Consider the following 16,514-nt stretch of genomic DNA (forward strand, 5'->3'; position numbering starts at 1 on the left):
ATATATGAAACCAGTGTATCCTATTTTCCTATTTATATTTTACATCGCGATGCAAATTTTGTCATTCTAGTAATAAACGAAATCATATAAACCTAAAACATAAGAAAAATGACCCCAGTAAGGGATCATTGAATTTCTAGTTTATTGTTCCTACTCGTGACTCGCATGAAGAGAATCATGCCTGCAATAGCCATTAGACCTCCACTGATTTGTATCCAACTCATGGTCTCGTTCAATAATAAGAAGGCAAGCAAGCTCGCGCCAATCGGTTCTCCTAGGATACTCATTGAAACGGTCGTTGCAGATATGTACTGAAGTAACCAATTAAACAACATATGTCCGAACACCGTTGGAACGATTGCTAATAGTAGGAATATACCCCACTCCTGATCATTATAATTCGTAAAGGATATGCCCATCATCACATTATAGAGGGCAAACACGACGACTGCTGATGTAAATACCACCAAGTTGTATACGTAGGCCGATACTTGTGACATTAATTTTTGACCGATTAACATATGAACAGCAACCGCAATAGTTCCTAGGAAGGACATTAAATCCCCATATAGATTCGTACTTGAAATACCTACATCTCCCCACCCAATCAAGGCAGCACCAGCAACAGCAATCAGCATGCCTACCTTTGCAAATGTGGATATTCTTTCTTTGAATATAAAATAAGCTCCGCACCAAATAAATACGGGCTCAAGTGCCAAGATAATCGTCGAACTCGAAACCGTCGTATATTTTAACGAACCCATCCATAATAAAAAATGTAACGCAAGAAAAAATCCAGATGCACCTAGAAGCAGCCAATTCTTATAAGAAACCTTACGCAATTCAGATATTCTTCGAATTCCGAATGGTAGCATAATTAATACTGCAAATAGAAGTCTATACATCCCTTGAATCGACGCAGGTGCGCTAGACCATTTCACGAAAATTGCAGAAAAGGACACTGCAATAACTCCGATAAGAAGCGGTATGATGATAGGAACAGGTGCTGATGATTTCTTCATTGTAGATTCCTCTCGTGTTTGTGTAACAATCATTTAGTAGGCTGAATACTTAACAACATTCCTTATCGCAGCCCAAATATCAAGGCTTTCAGCTCCCATGTACCAATACCCATATCCCGCAATACCTTTATTTGCAGCCATATGAGCTTTAATCGAAAGTGAGCGACTGTCTTCAGCCCAAATGTTATGTTTTATCCCTAATTTTGAATACGTAGCTACATAATTTCCTGTAGTATCGTTCCATGAGATCTTAGCGTTCACGGCTCTAATCCGTTGATTCTGTAGCAATAACGATAATTCTTCTGAAGTGACTCCCTTTGGAGTATAAGCCCAATCACGCGTATAGAATGGAAGAGCCATAATCACTTTTTTAGAAGGTACAGAAAGGATCAATTTGTTCAAAGCCTTCTCAACCCATGGCAGTGAAGATACAGACCCGGCTTTTGGAGATGTTGACCAATGCTCATCATAACTCATCAGAACAACATAATCTGCAGATTTCCCGAGCTTCGCATAATCGAACCCCTCCGTCCAATCTGTCCCTAAATCGGGAGATACATCAATAGATAGCACAGCACCTATCTTGTGTAATTCATTGGATAACGTTGAGATAAAGGCTGTTAGATTGTCACGATCAACTGGATTCACACCTTCAAAATCGACATTAATGCCAGCCAGCTTATATTTTTGAACATAACTAGTTAATTGTTGGATCACTTTATTTCGCGTTATTGAACTAGATAATATCGTATGGGTCAGTTCGGAATTCGAACGATTCCCAAGCATAGCCCATATCTTCTTGTTATATTGTGATGCGAAAGTCATCAACTCTTTGTTGGAATTATCCGATACCACACCGTTATTCTCTAGGTAGAACCATCTAGGCACCAAAGTGTTAATCTTAGAAGATTTAATTTGATTGATAAATTGCGTTGTTGTGCTATCATATTGCCATCCCATTTGAATAACAGTGGTTTGTTGATTCTTACTAACCGAAACTCCGAATGCAGTATCAAGGATTCGAGATAGTACGACTGCTGTTTCTTGCCTAGTCATAGCGTCGTTTGGACGGAATTTATTCCCTTCCCCTGACATAATGGAATTCTTGTGAATCGCATAAACATATGGGACAGCCCACGAAGCAACCTTGTTAGAATCAACAAATGGAAGACTGCTTGAGGTGGACCCAGACTTCATCTTCGCAGCTCTAACAATCAGCGCAGCAACTTCTTGACGACTAATCTGCTTCTGAGGTTCGAATATCCCCGGACGGACCCCATCGACAATACCTAAGTTCAGCCCCGCTTGTATCCACCCATAATACCAATCGTTCTTACGAACATCAGTAAACGCAGCAATAGCGATATCTACTGGTTCCAATTGTAACAATCTATTGATCATAACTATAAATTCAGCCCTTGTTACAGGTTTCTGAGGGGAAAAGGTTCGGGGGCTCGTACCATTAAGAATATTCAGTCCAGCTAATCTAACAATTTCCTTCTGAGCATAACTATTCGTAATGTCGTCGAAAGGAAGTTTGTTACTTACATTAGCTGCAAATGCCGAAGATATTGAAGAGATGCTGATAGATATCAATAATATCAAAACCGTACTAATCTTAAAGATAACGTTATGTATACCATTTTTGTTCAAGAGAAAAGCCTCACTTTTTTAATAGAATAGCGTGCTAGTCTATCCTATCAAATTAAAGCGAAGGCTTTTATAATCAAATAATGGAAGGTTTGACCGTTAATAGAGAGATTCAAGTTGATCTATCAATGAACCCACATAGTTCACCGCAGAAATAATTGGATTCTCGTCTGACATATCTACACCCGCTAACTTCATGAGCTCAAGCGGAGTCATGCTCCCGCCGGCTTCGAGTACCTCCAACCACCGATCAATCGCTGGTTGCCCCTCTTCACGGATAATCTGTACAACCGCTGTAGAAGCGCTTAATCCTGCAGCATACGTGTACGGATACAGCCCCATATAATAATGTGGCTGACGCATCCATGTCAATTTAGCATCTTCTTCAATTTCCACGGCCTCACCCCAGAATGATGTGAGTATTTCTCCTTTTAACTCTGAAAGGACCCTAGCTGTAATAGGCTCATCATTCATCGCTAAACGATAGACACGACGCTGGAGTTCACCTTCAAGAAGATGTGTCACAAAGTTATGATAGTACGTGTTCAGAAGTTGCAGAATGACCCACCGTTTCATACGATTATCATCAGAATTAGCCATTAAATGTTCAGCAAGCAGAAGTTCGTTCAATGTCGATGGCGCTTCGATAAAATACATCGATGGTCTCGCATTCGTTAAGCGCTGGTTCCTAGCTGCAAGCATCAGATGACCAGCATGCCCTACTTCATGCGCTAATGTGAATGCCCCGCGCATATTATCTGCCCAAGTCATCAGGATGTAAGAGTGTTCACCATAGGCAGAAGAACAGAAAGCCCCCGTTGACTTACCTGCGTTATTCGCATAATCTACCCATCTCTCATTGAACGCCGAATTCACAATCTCACCATATTCCGATCCGAGAATGCCAAGGGCATCTTGGATCAACTGACATGCTTCAGAATAGGTCGTACTCGGACTGAATTCAGGATCAAGTGGTGCCTTTAGATCAGCAAAGTACATATGATCAAGCCCTAATTCACGTTTCTTTAGATTGGCAAAGCGACGCATATGTGGTGCCAATTGTTCTAGAATCGTATCCATGACCTGATTATACATTTGAGTAGTCACTTGTTGTGGCTGTAGAAGCATTTCAGTTACAGACTCATATCCACGAAGACGAGATATGATAACCTGCTTCTTCACTTCCGTTGCGTAAGCTTCAGCGAACGTATTCTGATATGTACGAAGTGAACGACTGAAAGAAGCAAATCCAGAGCGACGAAGTGTCGTATCTGGTGACTGTTCATAGGTGTTCTCGTATAAAGGAAAGGAGACTGGCAAAGAGTTTCCACCCTCATCCGTTGCATTTTCAAATGTCATATCAGATAACTTCGCCCGCAGATAAACACGATAAGGTGCGTTGAAGACCTCACTCATCGATGCAAGCACGCTCTCGGTTTCTGAACTCAGTCGATGAGATTTCGTCTTGAGCAACAGATGAATACTTCTTCGGTAATCTGATAATCCAGCATTCTCTTCTAAAAACCGTTCTACCGTGCCATCAGGTAATGCAATGATCTCAGAATTGATAAAAGACAACTGAGAAGCGATATTCGAGACCATATCTCCCGATTTCGCCGAGTTTACGAGATGATCTGGATTTGTTCCATCCTCTGTCTGACGTAAATGTGCAAATGTAGCGGCCCGAGAGACTCTCCTCTGTAATTCCTCTCGGGCATTAAGACATGCTAACAACGTTTCTGAGCCTTCAATTAATCGCCCTTTATATTGTGTTACAGACTCTACGTCCTCGCGAATGGATTTCAGTTCTATATCCCAAGCCTCGACACTTGTAAAAATATCATCTAAATTCCATGTCGTTTCTTTAAGCACTTCTGAACGCTTCATAATCTTGCCCATCATCTCATGCCCCTCTCATACAAACATTATCGGTAGTACTAAATATACGTTAGAGCGATATCGTCTTCACCATATGATAATACATGTGATCATTAATCGAAATTTCTTTATCCACGATATATCCTGATCTCTGATACAAAGCATATGCGCCCGCGTTATCAATATCTACAGCCAATGCAATTCGAGCGAAATTTCGATCTCTCGCTTCATTCTCTACGGCTAACATAAGTTCCTTGCCTATTCCTCTTCTTCCATATGCCGGAGATACAGAAAGGGTATCTATATAATATTCATCCTCATCAGCTTCCTTGTCTAGCACAATATTCGGGTCATTCTTCAAGTTACGTAAGTAATCAATAATCGGTTTGTCCAATGCTATTGCATCCGACCCAGCATATGATACAACAACACCTGCTACCTCACTATTCACTTCTTTGACTAACATTTGATGATAACTTAAACGGCCCTCTTCTTGAACGAAAAATCTCTCCAGAACTTCAATGGCGTCAGCTTCACTCTCTTGTCCCGTTAATTGGTGCGCAATATCATGTATAGCATCATAAAGTAATCTTGAAACCTTAGTTGAATCTTCTTTCTTAGCGTGTCTTATCATGATGTATCCCTCCAAAGTTATCTATGTTGATATCAAAATTATAACTTACGATAAGAAATAATGGGAGTCGAGGACTGTTTTATCAATCTTGGGTACACTATAATGGAAAGAATGACATTTTAGAAAGTGAGCAATGAAATGAATTTATCGAAGAGAAATAAAGTGTATCGCTTCTTATTAACACCACCAAAGATATTAGTGATCGGCTTCGCAATTATCATTCTAATAGGGACTATTCTGCTAGCGTTACCCATAGCTTCATCTACAGGATTACCCTTATCATTTATGAATGCCTTATTTATGGCAACCTCAGCAACTTGTGTCACAGGTCTTGCTGTCATAGATCCGGGTACAGAGTTATCCACTTTTGGGGAATTAGTAATATTAAGCCTTTGTCAAATAGGCGGACTGGGTTTTACAACCATGGCTACGTTGATTGCCTTGGTGTTTAACAAACGTATATCTGTTAAAGAGCGCCTTATTCTTCAACAAGCTATGAATCATGGAAGTATGGAGGGCATTGTACGCCTCATGCGCAAAGTCATTTTCTATTCTCTTACCATCGAATTGGTTGGAGCATTCCTACTTTCCATTCGCTTTTCTTTAGACATGCCTGTCGGACAAGCTATGTATTATGGGTTATTCCATAGTGTCTCTTCATTTACAAACGTTGGTCTAGATATCTTTGGGAGCATGCACGGTCCTTTCAGTAGCTTCAATCAATATGTAAATGACCCTTATGTAAGCATTGTAATTATGTTACTTATCTTTCTCGGAGGCATTGGTTTTATCGTTATTTCCGATTTACTAGGATTTCGCAAATCGAGAAAACTTTCGCTGCATAGCAAAGTCGTTCTATCCGTATCATTGGCGCTGGTTGTGATTGGATCCATCATTATATTTATTTTCGAATACTCAAATGAACATACGTTACAAGGTCTTAATCCTACAGACAAAATAATGGCTTCCACCTTACAATCGGTCACTACACGTTCAGGCGGGATCACGACACTCGATATCCCTATGTTACGTCAATCTACTCAGTTCTTCATGATCATATGGATGTTCATCGGTGCAGCACCTGGTTCAACAGGTGGAGGGATCAAAGTGACTACCTTTGCTATTCTCATAGGTGCCATGTATACCATGGCTCGAGGAAAAGATGATGTCGTATTCTTCCGCAACCGAATTTCGAAGGAAGTTGTCTACAAAGCCATTACACTTACACTGTTATCTTTTTTACTTGTCATCGCCTTTACCATGGTATTATCCGTTACAGAAGATCGTCAATTTCTGACTATTCTATTCGAGGCAACTTCAGCTTTCGGAACGACCGGCCTCTCTATGGGACTAACTCAGGAGCTTTCAACTGTAGGGAAAATTGCGATTACATTCCTGATGTTCCTAGGCCGACTTGGTCCTTTAACATTAGCTTATGCATTAAGCCCTAAACCTCAGAAAGAATCATTCCGATATCCAGAAGGTAAAATAACAATCGGATAAAATAAAGAGCTTCGCTGATCCTTTGAAGGATAAGTGAAGCTCTTTTTAAGTGCGCTTACGTTTAGGAAATAGTCCGGCTTTACGGTTAAGGTTAACTAATCCTTTTTCCATGGCATAACGGGTTAATTGCACACGATTCTCAAGATGAAGTTTGTGTAGGATGTTCTTTAAATGGTTCTTTACCGTCTGATCCGAAATTCCTAGTTGTGTTGCAATCTCTTTATTCGTCATGCCTGATGCAACCCATGTTAATATTTCTCTCTCTCTTGTGGTTAACGGAATTTGATCATCATTCACTGCAGAAATCGGAAATTCTTTCAGTATCTGATATGCAAGTTCACGGCTCAGGGGAGCGTCGTCTCTCATGATCGCATGTAGATACGCGAGCCATGTACTTGGGGATAAGTTCTTCAACAAATACCCTTGTGCCCCTTGCTTAAGTGCCTCAAACAAATGTGCGATATCATCCGATACCGTAATCATCACTATTTTGACATAAGGATATTGTAATTTAATGATTCGAGTAGCCTCAAGACCTCCCATGCCTTGCATTTCAATATCCATCAAGATAAGATCGGGCATCAAGTGCTCCGTTGCAGCGATCGCTTCTTCTCCACTAGACACAATCCCTATGACTTCATAATCCTCATCACCATTCAATATAGTAATCATAGCTTCCCTAGCATGTTGGGAATCATCAACGATTAGAACGCGATATGAACTCACGGTGTTGTTGCCTCCATTCTAATCTCAACTACGGCTCCATGTGATACATTCGGTAAAGATACCTGCCACCCAAGATCCTGTGCTCTTTCCATCATAATACGTAAGCCATATCGATCTTTGTAGTAATCAAGGTCATCCATCATTCCAATTCCGTTATCTTGAATTCGAACCTGCCACGACTGATCCGTACCAATCCCACGAATTGAAATAACAGTTGCTTGTGCATGTTTGGCTATATTAAGAAGGGATTCACGGATACAGGCTAACATCTCAATTTTTTGTCTAGAATCAAGGCAATGATCAGGAATCGTCCATTCTATGAAAGGTTGGATCGTTAACGTCTCATCCGCAATATCCATAATTCTAGCTTTCATGGAGTCTTCAAATTCATGCATTTCTGTCGTTGCTGGATAACGCAAATTCGAGATAGCCTGACGAGCATACCGATTGACTTCATGAACCGTCTTTCGTATTTCTTGAATTTCTCCTTGCTCTTGAGGTGTGATTGTCTTCGTATCCACACGGTCGATCTGCACAGACAATAAGAACAGTGATTGAGCTATCCCATCATGAAGTTCTCTTGATAACAGTTCTCTCGCCTCAAGTGCTGCCTTCTCCGAACGTTCACGGTTTAACTCCTCTTGGTTATGTTCAAGCATCCGAAATAGAGGCATCAATAAGGTCAGACTCGTGAGAAAGACAATGACAGGGCTTAGAAAATTCCCCAAATCCATCGATATGTAATGAAGTAAAGCACTATGACGTAAATATTCCCATAACCCAACTGTTACCGTAGGTAGAAAGAGGATCATCCATTTAATCTGTTTGTACGACATTGTATCCTCCTGTAAGATTCACTTTATGGGTCCGTAAGGTAAAGGCAAAGATAATAAATAATAGAACATAGGCACCCATAATAGACGTATTTGTAAAACCAATATAATCATTCATTCCACCGACAATTGAGGAGATAACTGATGCACTCAAGGCTCGAATAAACTGAGAACCTGCTACAAACATCGCAGAAATTACAATCACCTATCGTTACTCTCCTCTATGAGCATCCATTCATTATATCTGAGAAGTAATCAGAATTCATCTCTTTCGGCTTTTATTTAGATATAGTTGTTCCCATCTTAACAACCCCGTAACAGAATACTAACCGTTATGAGGTTGTTCGAACGAAAGTTATTCTATTGTATTGAATCATGTTCATGGTAAGTTTTATAAGAATAATCCAATGAGTCCAATAAGCATTATTCCTCCAATGTATAAGGTTCGAGATCTTTATGCATGGGGTTTGGTCTAGAACATGTACTATGCATCTCATAATGTTTCGAATCATCCGACGCACCATGGAAAGCCCACATGGCCTCCAGAACATGGTATGCTAGTTCACCACTAGCTCGATGTGGGCGTCCGCTTTGGATTGCGTAGGCCATATCAGCTGCGGCTATACCTCTTGTATTCTCTTCATAACCATATAATAGTGGCTGTTCGATCCATTCTGATTGTCCAGTTAGGCGATATTTCACTTGTCCACTGAAACTATTAGGATCAGGCACTTGAAGAGTACCCTTCGTACCATAGATCTCAATCGGTGGCAGACTACTTCCTCCAAAGATATCAAAGCTCATAATAAGCGTTCCTATGGCTCCTTCTTCGAATTCCATCATGCCAGCCACATGTGTTGGAATCTCGACTGGAATGACTTGACCTTTCTTCTTCTCACTTGTGATGATTCTTTCATCCAGTGCTTTTCCAGTAATCCCTGTGATTCGTTTAATTGGACCCAATAATTGAATAAGTGCTGTCAAATAATAAGGTCCCATATCAAACATCGGTCCACCGCCCGCTTGATAGTAAAACTCAGGATCAGGATGCCATCCTTCGTGACCACTACTCATCATAAATGCCGTTGCTGCAATCGGTCGCCCGATCACACCATCGTTCAACAATTGTAGAGCCGTTTGGATTCCCGCGCCATAGAATGTTTCTGGTGCGCATCCAACACGGAGCCCTTTTTCTTTCGCTACTTGTAATACCTGTTGACCTTCTTCACGCGTAACAGCAAGCGGTTTCTCCACGTACACATGCTTGCCTTCCCTAAGCGCTTGCAGACATACTGAAGCATGAGCCGCAGGAATCGTTAGATTAATAACCAATTGAATATCTGGATCAGCCAATAACTCTTCGGGGGAATAAGCTTTTGGTATATCAAATTCTACGGCTTTCTCCCGAGCCCGTTCTATATCTATATCTGCACATGCAACTAAATCGATTACCTTAAATTTCTTGCAGTTCTCCATATAGATACTGCTAATTTTCCCACAACCAATAATTCCAACCGTTATTTTATCCATTCTATAAATCCCCCCCTATAATCCTTAATAGTTACTGTCTGCCATTCCTGTGTATGAGCTAGCTTGATCTGTTTCTGAGTCACCATTGTTTTGTTCAGCTGTTAACTTACCCTCTGCAGCCCATAGGAACCCACGACGCATGATCTCTGTCACTTCTGGCATCTCAATAATATCTGCATGATGACCTAACGAATTGTAGAATACTCTGCCATTCCCCCAACGCTTCGTCCAAACAACAGGCATCTCAACGGTTCCATTCGTCGAATGTGGTCCTGTAGCTACTGGGAATATCGTTGATGCTAGAACTTCTACAGCCGGATCGACATGAAGATAATACTGTTCACTCTTGACTTCGAAATCCTCTATTCCTTCCAGTAACAAGCCCGAACTATATTTCATATGAACGGTATATTCTACCCCATCGTTCCCTGGATGAGATACCCACTGTCCTCCGGTCATGAACTGCCAATTCACGTTAGTCCGGAAAGAATCGCACATCCCTCCATGGCAACCCGCGATTCCAACCCCTTTTTCCACCGCTGCTAACACATTATCTGCAAGCTCATTTCTAATTTCACCCATCGTCCAGACGGGCACAATTAAATCCAAGCTTAGAAGTTTCTCTAGGTCAGAATACGCTTCTAGCGTATCTGATACCTCTACATCAAATTGTTCTTTTTCTAGAATAACCTTAAATAGTTGAGCCACTTGTTCAGGTTCATGCCCATCCCATCCACCCCATACAATTAACGCCTTCTTCATATAAGAACACTCCTAATCTTTTAGTTTACATTTCAGAAATGGACACCCAACGCCGCTCTTCTACTGAACGTTCAACTGCCTCTAGCACCGCTTGACATTTCACGCCATCGTAAAAATTAGGAGAAGGTTGTCTTCCTTCATCAATGGCATTCATAAGTTCCAACATTTCATGCGTAAATGTATGTTCAAATCCGATCGTATGGCCTGTGGGCCACCAAGCTTCTGAATACGCATGAGCAGGATCAGTTGCGAGTACCCGGCGGAAACCTTGCACATCTTCCTCATCATCCGTGAAATAAACTTCCAGTTCATTCATCCGTTCGAAATCAAATTTAACGCTTCCCTTACTCCCATTAATTTCAAAAGAATTCGTACTCCGATGTCCCGCAGCAAGACGAGTTGATTCAAAGACACCCATGGTACCGCTTACAAATCGACTCAAGAATAGAGTAGCATCATCAACTGTAACTTTCCCCTTCGATGCATCACTACTTCCTTTCGCAGTTAACCCCGTCATTTCACTAGCTAGTGGACGTTCACGAATGAAAGTCTCGCTCATCCCTATAACCTCTTTCATATCACCAACTAAATAATGAGCGAGGTCAATTAGATGAGCGCCCAGATCACCATGCGAACCTGAACCTGCAATCTCCTTCTGAAGTCGCCATACTAGCGGAAATGTCGGATCTATAATCCAATCCTGCAGAAACCATGCCCGGAAATGATAGAGTTCACCTAACCTTCCACTTTCAACTAGCTTCTTGGCTAACTGAATCGCTGGAGTGAATCGATAATTAAAACCGATCATATGTTTAATTCCAGCCTTCTCAGCAGCAGCTAACATTTCACGAGAATCCGCAAGCGTTAATGCCAGTGGCTTCTCACAAAAAATATGTTTACCCGCACGTGCTGCAGCCAATGCAATTTCCTTGTGAACATTGCTTGGTGCATTGATATCAATAAGATCGATATCTTCACGCTCGACCAACTTTCGCCAATCTGTCTCAACCTCTGCCCAGCCAAATTGCTTAGCCGCCTGTGTAACGCCAGCTTCATCACGTCCACAGATGACTGACATTCTCGGTTTTATCTTAGAATTCGGAAAAAACATCGGGAGTGCACGATATGCATTACTATGAGCCTTACCCATAAATTTGTAACCTACCATACCAATACGGAACTCCTTCATTTCTATTCCTCCTTCGATTCAGTTCGCAATGATGATTCTCTTATCATAAGTTCTGTCGGTAGTTGAATTTGGAAATGATCTTGCAAGCCGAGTGATGATTGTCTCAGACGGCTTAACAGATTCTCTGCAGCAAGCTCTCCCATGTGGAAGAAAGGTACCTTAACGCTACTAAGGGACGGTGTCGTTAACTCAGCTATATCCGAATCATCGAAGCCTATCATAGCCGGAAGTTGATTCCATGGGATTCCGATTTCTCTCAATCCCTGTTGTAGACCGATAGCCATACGATCGTTTGATGCGAATAACGCATCGACTTCATTCAACCTAGCATAGACTAACGGTGCCACGGCGTGACCGCTTTTGCGACCGAAGTTACCTCTGAATAATAATGACTCATTAACCTCTAACCCATGATCATGTAGAGCTCTACGATATCCTGCGGAGCGTTCACGACTATTGGAGTATTCATCTGGTCCATTGATAAAAGCGATGTCTTTATACCCTTGCTGAATAAGGTGAGTAACCGCTTCATAACTTCCCTTCTCATGCGTCGCATCTACTTCGCTGAAACCTTCTCCATCATAATGTTGATTGATTAAACAGAAATGTCTACCCTCTTCTTTTAACCGTCGTAATGCTTCTAACTCTATAGGATCTTCTTTAGAGCCTAATACGATAAGCGCATCCACCTTATGTGTATGAAATAATTGAGAATAATAATTCAACACGTCATCCATGGGTCTAAATAAGAGCAATAGATCATACCCGAACTCACGTGACATACTGCCAATTCCACTTAATATTTCTGAGAAAAAGTAGGTGGAAAACATATTGACTTTAGGTAAATAAGGAAGAATAACTCCTATACTCCCGCTTTTACTTGTAGCGAAATTTCTTGCCAATGCGCTGGGAGCATAATTTAGTACTTTAGCTGCATCGATTACTCTTTGCCTAGTCTCTTCCTTCATAGATCCAACGTTATTAAGTACTCTGGATACGGTTGCCTCAGATACCTTGGCTAGATTAGCCACTTCCTTACGGGATACGATAATAAGCCCTCCAGTCCGTCTTTATGTACGCGCGTACATTTTCTCATGATAAGATCCCTATGTCAATACGTCTTACCTATTACTATACCTGCGAAAAGGCCGTCCGCAAGCATTCGCAGGCGACCTAATCGCAGGTATAGCTATTTCCTATTCATCACGACGTCTAGCCATTGATTTGCAATCAGTGCGTGTCCTGCTGGCGTTGGATGCACACCATCCCATATCCAATACGATTCATCTGCTTGACGACAAGCGTCATTAAAGGACTCCTGTAGGGGAACATAAATGGTACCATAGATTTCAGAAATTCTCTTCGCCGCTTCTTGTCTCTGAGAAACTTCTTGGTACCATTGCTTCCAATTATCTTTGACATATCCCACAGGCAGTATAAACGGCTCACAAATAACAATTTTAATATTAGGGAACTGTGATTTAGTCTCCTCTATTATAGACGCATATACCTTCTCATACTTAGCCGCAGATACACCGCATGCTTGAGAGAACTCCATTCCGACATCATTTACGCCAATAAGAATACTTAACACGTCTGGTTTAAGATTTAATGTATCCTCTTGCCAACGTGCGTACAAATCAACAATCCGATTCCCACTAATCCCTTTATTCTGGAAATTATACTGTTGCTCTGGTTGTTCATACCCTACTCGGCTTGCAATTAGATAAGCATATCCATGTCCCATGGCATGATTAAGATCTCCATCACGCCCACGTCCTCCATCGGTAATTGAATCTCCTTGGAAACAAATCGTTGCATTTTTTTCAAACATAAGATCTCTCCTATTTAGGTAAGATAATTAATATTAGAAACATATCAGAATAAGTGTGAAATTTCATCTCATTTTTTCGTAGAAAGTGATTTTCATTCTTTTGTTTGTATTCCCTTGTTTATAGATGCGGGCTTCCGTTAATAACTTGATATCAAAAGAATGATAGCACAAATTGAAAGTGAGGAATACGTGTATGATTCCATTTACGCCAATGTCACCTATTCTTCAACCATCCCTACCCGTTGGGGATGAATGGATCTATCAACTGAAGTGGGACGGTTACCGAGTCATAGCGAATATTGAAGGTGGAAAAGTTAATCTTTACTCCAAAAAGATGTTATCCTTAAATACCGTTTTCCCTGAGTTAATAGAAGCACTTTCCGCATTGAAAGGGAATTATACTTTAGATGGAGAAGCCATTCTTTTAGATCCATCTACGGGCAAACCTAGCTTTCAACTATTACAGAAGCGTGGAAGAATGCGTGACACTAAGCTAATTAAGAGTGTAGCTGAACGCGAACCTGTCAGTTACATGGTATTTGATCTATTACAATATGGAGAACAGGACTTCAGGAAACATCCATTCGAAGAACGGCATCAAAGATTGAAAGGGATCTCTAAAAGTTGGAAACATCCACTCTATACAACAGATATATTTCATGATGGTGAGGTCTTATGGCATTGGGTGGTTGATCAACAATTAGAAGGTGTCGTCGCCAAGAAGCGTTCTAGTCCTTATCGTGAAGGTAAACATCACCACGACTGGCTGAAGTGTAAGACTTCTGTTCAGATGGAAGTGGATATTGTAGGTGTTCTCATCAAAGATGGCGTCGTATCCAGTCTAGCTATGAGTAAAGAAGGTCACTATTTCGGCAGAATTTCTTCAGGCCTTACTCATTCATTAAAGCAACAATTAGCATTGCTACCGGCTAGTGCTCAGCAACAAGATTATTTCGATGTCTTGCCAGAAGGATTGAGGAGAACAACCATTCATTGGTTAAACCTTTCAATTAAAGCACATGTTACGGGGCTTGAGATCACCGCGGCGGGTCAACTCAGACATCCCAAACTCATTTCTATTGAAAACTTACCTAAACTTAAATGAGAGTCATTTACTTTAACGGCTATACATATTCATATCAAAAACAAGCTAGAACCTCACAACAATCATAGTGAGATTATAGCTTGTCTCTAACTTGCCTAACCTAATACAAGACGATCATCGGACAACTTATGTCCACTAATCTGTTCGAATTCACCTAGCAACCGCTCGACCGTTAAGTCTTTCTTTCGTTCTTCATCAATATCTAATATAATTCGGCCACCATCCATCATGATGAGTCGATTACCGAGGCGTATCGCTTGTTCCATATTATGAGTTACCATTAACGTCGTCAGGTTCATCTCCCGAACGATACTCTCGGTTAATCGCGTGATTAGCTCTGCTCGAGCAGGGTCAAGTGCTGCCGTATGTTCATCAAGTAATAGGATCTGGGGATTCGTGAAAGTAGCCATAAGTAGACTCAGTGCCTGGCGTTCACCACCCGAGAGCATTCCTACTTTAGCATGAAGCCGCTCTTCTAGACCAATACCCAAGCGTGAGAGATGTTCACGAAATAAGGTTCGTTTGCTCGCCTTCACACCTAATGATAATCCACGTTGTTTCCCCCGTGCATAGGCCATCGCTAGGTTTTCTTCAATCGTCATACGGGGAGCCGTTCCAGCCATCGGATCTTGAAATACTCGTCCAATCCATTGACTTCGACGATATTCTGGTAAGTGGGTGATATCTTCATTATCAATGATCACATTACCGGTATCTGGCTTCATTACACCCGAAATAATATTCATTAATGTCGACTTACCTGCCCCATTACTACCAATAACCGTAACGAAGTCTCCTGGTTTCATATGTAGTTGTATATCAAAAAGTGCAATTTTCTCATCAGGCGTGGCTGGATTAAATAATTTAGCTACATGGTTTAGCTGAAGCATTACACTCCACCTCCCATTGTTTTCTTTTGTCCAACATGTAATATCTCTGCTGAACGTTTCTTAGCCATCTTCTTCTGCTTAATAACACGCCGAGTGGAAGGAAGAACGAGTGCAATAATAACAATAATAGCTGTAATCAACTTCATATCTGAGGCTTCCAACCATTCTACCCGAAGTGCAAGAGCTACAACAATGCGATATATAATAGAACCTAGAACGACCGAAATTGTATGATGAATGACATTCCTAGCTCCAAACACTGCTTCTCCAATAATAACGGATGCAAGACCGATAACGATCATTCCCACCCCACCATTAATATCAGCGAAAGAAGATTGTTGAGCAATAAGAGCCCCTGAGAGTGCTACCAATCCATTCGACAAACTGATGCCTACGATCTTTGTAAGATCCGTATTTGCACCGAAGCTTCGAATCATTCGTTCATTATCCCCTGTCGCTCTTAGAGCCAATCCAATATCCGAATACAAGAAACGATTTAATAGCACTAATACGATAATAGCAATAATCGGTACAATAATAAGTGGTTGTATCGAGACGAATATCGAATCCATGTCATAGATTGAAATATTAGGTTTACTCATTATTCTCATATTGATGGAATACAGAGCAATCATCATTAGAATACCAGACATGAGTCCATTAATTTTACCTTTTGTATGCAATAGTCCTGTACATACTCCAGCAACAAGCCCTCCACCAAACCCTGAAAGAGTAGCTAGAATAGGAGAATACCCATTGCTGATCATCACGGCAGCAATAGCAGCCCCTGTCGTAAAACTACCATCAACCGTTAAATCAGGGAAATCCAAAATTCGAAACGTAATATATACACCAAGTGCCATAAATGCATACAACAACCCAGATTCTAAAGCACCCCATAATGAGTCAATCATTTTGATTACCTCCTCTTAGACGTAAAGGGAGTGGACGATAATAA

Annotated in this window: 16 protein-coding genes; 2 read left to right on the plus strand and 14 right to left on the minus strand. The window is 41.1% G+C overall.

The features are described from left to right. Positions 1–125: 125 nt before the first annotated feature. The 4 genes from PBAT_RS13525 to PBAT_RS13540 form a co-directional block, all read right to left on the minus strand. Positions 126–1,022 (minus strand): DMT family transporter, encoded by an 897-nt coding sequence (locus PBAT_RS13525; RefSeq protein WP_068650441.1) that lies wholly within the window; start codon positions 1,020–1,022, stop codon positions 126–128. A gap of 33 nt (positions 1,023–1,055) precedes the next feature. After that, the gene (locus PBAT_RS13530) at positions 1,056–2,675 is read right to left on the minus strand and encodes an S-layer homology domain-containing protein (RefSeq protein ID WP_246168195.1); all 1,620 of its coding nucleotides are present in this window, start codon (positions 2,673–2,675) and stop codon (positions 1,056–1,058) included. Between the two features lie 96 nt (positions 2,676–2,771). Next, positions 2,772–4,571 (minus strand): oligoendopeptidase F, encoded by a 1,800-nt coding sequence (gene pepF / locus PBAT_RS13535; RefSeq protein WP_068650714.1) that lies wholly within the window; start codon positions 4,569–4,571, stop codon positions 2,772–2,774. A gap of 49 nt (positions 4,572–4,620) precedes the next feature. Further along, positions 4,621–5,184 carry a GNAT family N-acetyltransferase gene (locus PBAT_RS13540; protein ID WP_068650442.1) on the minus strand — a complete coding sequence of 188 codons (564 nt, stop codon included), beginning with the start codon at positions 5,182–5,184 and terminating at the stop codon, positions 4,621–4,623. Positions 5,185–5,322: 138 nt separating this feature from the next. On the opposite strand from PBAT_RS13540, the gene PBAT_RS13545 reads away from it, so the two are divergent. After that, on the plus strand, positions 5,323–6,687 hold the full coding sequence (locus tag PBAT_RS13545; protein ID WP_068650443.1) for a TrkH family potassium uptake protein: 1,365 nt from the start codon (positions 5,323–5,325) through the stop codon (positions 6,685–6,687). A 45-nt stretch (positions 6,688–6,732) separates the two neighbouring features. Here PBAT_RS13545 and PBAT_RS13550 read toward each other — a convergent pair whose 3' ends face one another. From PBAT_RS13550 to PBAT_RS13585, 8 genes are all read right to left on the minus strand, one after another. Next, the gene (locus PBAT_RS13550; protein WP_068650444.1) at positions 6,733–7,413 is read right to left on the minus strand and encodes a response regulator; all 681 of its coding nucleotides are present in this window, start codon (positions 7,411–7,413) and stop codon (positions 6,733–6,735) included. Continuing rightward, a complete protein-coding gene (locus tag PBAT_RS13555) occupies positions 7,410–8,249 on the minus strand; it encodes a sensor histidine kinase (RefSeq protein ID WP_068650445.1) in 840 nt (279 codons plus the stop codon). The genes PBAT_RS13550 and PBAT_RS13555 overlap by 4 nt, the downstream gene beginning before the upstream one ends. After that, positions 8,230–8,451: a hypothetical protein gene (locus PBAT_RS13560; protein ID WP_068650446.1), complete on the minus strand. Its 222-nt coding sequence runs from the start codon at positions 8,449–8,451 to the stop codon at positions 8,230–8,232. Before PBAT_RS13560 ends, PBAT_RS13555 begins: the two co-directional genes overlap by 20 nt. Before the next feature lie 218 nt (positions 8,452–8,669). Continuing rightward, positions 8,670–9,776, minus strand: a complete 1,107-nt coding sequence (locus PBAT_RS13565; protein WP_068650449.1) for a Gfo/Idh/MocA family protein — start codon at positions 9,774–9,776, stop codon at positions 8,670–8,672. A gap of 24 nt (positions 9,777–9,800) precedes the next feature. Continuing rightward, positions 9,801–10,538, minus strand: a complete 738-nt coding sequence (locus tag PBAT_RS13570; protein ID WP_068650451.1) for a ThuA domain-containing protein — start codon at positions 10,536–10,538, stop codon at positions 9,801–9,803. Between the two features lie 25 nt (positions 10,539–10,563). Next, positions 10,564–11,727, minus strand: a complete 1,164-nt coding sequence (locus PBAT_RS13575) for a Gfo/Idh/MocA family protein (RefSeq protein ID WP_068650453.1) — start codon at positions 11,725–11,727, stop codon at positions 10,564–10,566. Between the two features lie 2 nt (positions 11,728–11,729). Then, a complete protein-coding gene (locus PBAT_RS13580; protein WP_246168194.1) occupies positions 11,730–12,758 on the minus strand; it encodes a LacI family DNA-binding transcriptional regulator in 1,029 nt (342 codons plus the stop codon). 158 nt (positions 12,759–12,916) lie between these two features. Then, on the minus strand, positions 12,917–13,561 hold the full coding sequence (locus PBAT_RS13585) for an SGNH/GDSL hydrolase family protein (protein ID WP_068650457.1): 645 nt from the start codon (positions 13,559–13,561) through the stop codon (positions 12,917–12,919). A gap of 193 nt (positions 13,562–13,754) precedes the next feature. Here PBAT_RS13585 and PBAT_RS13590 point away from each other — a divergent pair, with 193 nt between their 5' ends. After that, the gene (locus PBAT_RS13590; RefSeq protein WP_068650459.1) at positions 13,755–14,666 is read left to right on the plus strand and encodes an ATP-dependent DNA ligase; all 912 of its coding nucleotides are present in this window, start codon (positions 13,755–13,757) and stop codon (positions 14,664–14,666) included. A gap of 95 nt (positions 14,667–14,761) precedes the next feature. Here PBAT_RS13590 and PBAT_RS13595 read toward each other — a convergent pair whose 3' ends face one another. After that, positions 14,762–15,556, minus strand: coding sequence for an ABC transporter ATP-binding protein (locus PBAT_RS13595; protein WP_068650462.1), 795 nt, complete (start codon positions 15,554–15,556; stop codon positions 14,762–14,764). Beyond that, positions 15,556–16,470, minus strand: coding sequence for an ABC transporter permease (locus PBAT_RS13600; RefSeq protein ID WP_068650464.1), 915 nt, complete (start codon positions 16,468–16,470; stop codon positions 15,556–15,558). The genes PBAT_RS13595 and PBAT_RS13600 overlap by 1 nt, the downstream gene beginning before the upstream one ends. Between the last annotated feature and the right edge of the window lie 44 nt (positions 16,471–16,514).

Source organism: Paenibacillus antarcticus (genome assembly GCF_001637225.1).
Taxonomy (GTDB): domain Bacteria; phylum Bacillota; class Bacilli; order Paenibacillales; family Paenibacillaceae; genus Paenibacillus_AQ; species Paenibacillus_AQ antarcticus.

What these genes read in the sequence shown, in the direction of transcription:
- PBAT_RS13525 (WP_068650441.1), bottom strand. Translation starts at nt 1,022, where the DNA reads ATGAAGAAATCATCAGCACCTGTTCCTATCATCATACCGCTTCTTATC.
- pepF (WP_068650714.1), bottom strand. Translation starts at nt 4,571, where the DNA reads ATGGGCAAGATTATGAAGCGTTCAGAAGTGCTTAAAGAAACGACATGG.
- PBAT_RS13540 (WP_068650442.1), bottom strand. Translation starts at nt 5,184, where the DNA reads ATGATAAGACACGCTAAGAAAGAAGATTCAACTAAGGTTTCAAGATTA.
- PBAT_RS13545 (WP_068650443.1), top strand. Translation starts at nt 5,323, where the DNA reads ATGAATTTATCGAAGAGAAATAAAGTGTATCGCTTCTTATTAACACCA.
- PBAT_RS13555 (WP_068650445.1), bottom strand. Translation starts at nt 8,249, where the DNA reads ATGTCGTACAAACAGATTAAATGGATGATCCTCTTTCTACCTACGGTA.
- PBAT_RS13565 (WP_068650449.1), bottom strand. Translation starts at nt 9,776, where the DNA reads ATGGATAAAATAACGGTTGGAATTATTGGTTGTGGGAAAATTAGCAGT.
- PBAT_RS13570 (WP_068650451.1), bottom strand. Translation starts at nt 10,538, where the DNA reads ATGAAGAAGGCGTTAATTGTATGGGGTGGATGGGATGGGCATGAACCT.
- PBAT_RS13575 (WP_068650453.1), bottom strand. Translation starts at nt 11,727, where the DNA reads ATGAAGGAGTTCCGTATTGGTATGGTAGGTTACAAATTTATGGGTAAG.
- PBAT_RS13585 (WP_068650457.1), bottom strand. Translation starts at nt 13,561, where the DNA reads ATGTTTGAAAAAAATGCAACGATTTGTTTCCAAGGAGATTCAATTACC.
- PBAT_RS13590 (WP_068650459.1), top strand. Translation starts at nt 13,755, where the DNA reads ATGATTCCATTTACGCCAATGTCACCTATTCTTCAACCATCCCTACCC.
- PBAT_RS13595 (WP_068650462.1), bottom strand. Translation starts at nt 15,556, where the DNA reads ATGCTTCAGCTAAACCATGTAGCTAAATTATTTAATCCAGCCACGCCT.
- PBAT_RS13600 (WP_068650464.1), bottom strand. Translation starts at nt 16,470, where the DNA reads ATGATTGACTCATTATGGGGTGCTTTAGAATCTGGGTTGTTGTATGCA.